2 protein-coding genes are annotated in these 2,383 nt (G+C 44.8%); both read left to right on the top strand.

Going from position 1 to position 2,383, the window contains the following annotated elements; genetic code table 11:
* Positions 1-134 precede the first annotated feature (134 nt).
* On the top strand, positions 135-1,541 hold the full coding sequence (locus ACTF5U_RS04115) for a CmpA/NrtA family ABC transporter substrate-binding protein (protein WP_438970407.1): 1,407 nt from the start codon (positions 135-137) through the stop codon (positions 1,539-1,541).
* 77 nt (positions 1,542-1,618) lie between these two features.
* A partial coding sequence (locus ACTF5U_RS04110) for an ABC transporter permease (RefSeq protein WP_438970371.1) occupies positions 1,619-2,383 on the top strand: 765 nt, incomplete at its 3' end.

The raw sequence follows: 2,383 nt of genomic DNA, 5'->3' as shown, positions 1-2,383 counted from the left end.
TACCTGCAAACTATACTCCGAGTCACAACCCAACGACGGGTAACCTTAAAAAATTAAATATGGATAAAGACGTCCTCGCAGAGCTAAAGCTCAGTGGGCACGTCTTTTTTTTTGGACAAAACTTGGAGCAGATAATGCAAAAAAATCCACTCTTCTCAATCACACGCCGTACGATTGTGAAAACGCTCGCAGCAGCGAGCCTGGTTATTAGTACCGGTTTGATGTCATCAACGACAGCTTATGCCGCCCCAGGTGAAATTGAAAAACCTGATTTAAAGTTTGGGTTTATCAAGCTCACTGATATGGCCCCACTGGCTATCGCGTATGAAAAATTCTTTTTTGAAGATGAAGGTCTGTACGTCACATTAGAAGCACAGGCGAACTGGAAAGTTTTACTGGATGGCGTGATTGACGGCACTCTGGATGGTGCACACATGTTGGCAGGACAGCCCTTAGGAGCCACTATCGGTTTTGGTACCAAAGCCGACATCATTACCGCATTCAGTATGGATTTGAATGGTAATGGGATTACTGTTTCCAATGACATCTGGGAGCAGATGAAACCAAATATTCCTGTCGGTGAAGATGGTAAACCTGTTCATCCGATAAGTGCTGAAGCGCTGAAACCTGTTGTCGACTCTTACAAGGCTGAAGGTAAGCCATTCAATATGGGAATGGTTTTCCCGGTATCGACACATAACTACGAGTTACGTTACTGGCTAGCTGCCGGAGGTATTCACCCCGGCTACTATGCACCCCATAAAGGCGATGTAAGCGGTAAGCTACAAGCCGATGCACTGCTGTCTGTCACACCGCCACCTCAAATGCCATCAACCATGGAAGCCGGCACCATTTACGGTTATTGCGTGGGTGAGCCATGGAATCAACAGGCCGTGTTCAAAGGTATTGGTGTGCCTGTCATTACCGACTATGAAATCTGGAAAAACAATCCAGAAAAAGTATTTGGTGTGAGCAAAGGCTGGGCAGAAGAAAATCCAAATACACATATCGCTGTTGTTAAAGCCTTGATTCGTGCAGCACATTGGTTAGACGAAAATGACAATGCCAACCGTCCGGAAGCAGTAGAAATTCTGTCGCGAAGTAACTATGTCGGTGCTGACTATGATGTTATTGCTAACAGCATGACTGGTACTTTTGAGTATGAAAAAGGTGACAAGCGTGAAGTGCCGGATTTCAACGTGTTCTTCCGTTATAACGCGACTTATCCCTACTACAGTGATGCAACCTGGTACCTGACACAAATGCGTCGTTGGGGTCAGATTGCTGAACCTAAACCCGACAGCTGGTATATGGATATTGCTAAGAAAGTTTATCGTCCCGATATCTATGCGGTGGCAGCAAAAGAGCTGATTGCAGAAGGTAAGCTGGATGCAACGGATTTTCCTGATTTCGATACCGAAACCGGTTATAAAGCGCCACAAACTGAGTTCATCGACAGCATTACGTTTGATGGTACCCAGCCTAATGCCTATCTGGAACAGTTCCCGATTGGCCTGAAAGGTGATGAAGTCGTTGAGTAAAGCATAGAAGCAATGGTGTTCAACCTGCCTGCATTACAGGCAGGTTGATTGTTTCGATACCAAAATAAAGAGTAAAAATGAAAGATAAACTGATTAACTTTCTGGAATTAACAGGCTTTACCTGGTTTATTCCACTGGTCAAGTTAGGAACCGGTGAGTCTCCGAAAAACCAGATGCAGGATCTCGCCAAGATGGTGTTGGTACCGATGTCTGCCATCGTCGTATTTCTTTTGTTGTGGCATATGGGCGCAGCAAAAATTATTACCAGTCTAGGTCAAGTACCCGGCCCGACGCAGGTCTGGGAGCAGACTACGGTCTTAGTGGATGAGCATTATCAGGAGCGGGAGCGCGAAGAAGCTTTTATAGAGCGTCAGGAAAAACGCAATGCTATCAAACTGGAAAAAAATCCAGATGCTGACGTAATGATTCGCCCCTACACGGGAAAAGAAACTTTTTTTGACCAAATCCTGACGAGTTTAGCTACTGTCTTTGTCGGCTTCTTCTTAGCCAGTGTGATCGCGATTCCTATTGGTATCGTTGCCGGGTTAAGTAACACTTTATATTCCGCCATCAATCCGTTGATTCAAATTTTTAAACCCGTATCGCCACTGGCCTGGTTACCGATTGTCACGATGGTCGTTAGTGCCATGTATATTTCAGATGATCCAATGTTTTCAAAATCCTTTGTGACATCAGCAATCACGGTGATGCTATGTTCCTTATGGCCGACTTTAATCAATACCGCTGTTGGCGTTTCATCCATTGATAAAGACTTAATTAATGTAGCCCGCGTACTGCGGCTGAACTATTTCACCACGATTTATAAAGTTGTTATTCCTGCA

The sequence above is a fragment of the Methylophaga sp. genome (assembly GCF_965655755.1).
In the GTDB taxonomy this organism is placed as follows: Bacteria; Pseudomonadota; Gammaproteobacteria; order Nitrosococcales; family Methylophagaceae; genus Methylophaga.
This window is presented reverse-complemented; position numbering and strand designations above follow the sequence as displayed.

Bases quoted from the DNA above. Each gene is read 5' to 3' on its own strand.
- ACTF5U_RS04115 (WP_438970407.1), top strand. From the start codon at position 135: ATGCAAAAAAATCCACTCTTCTCAATCACACGCCGTACGATTGTGAAA.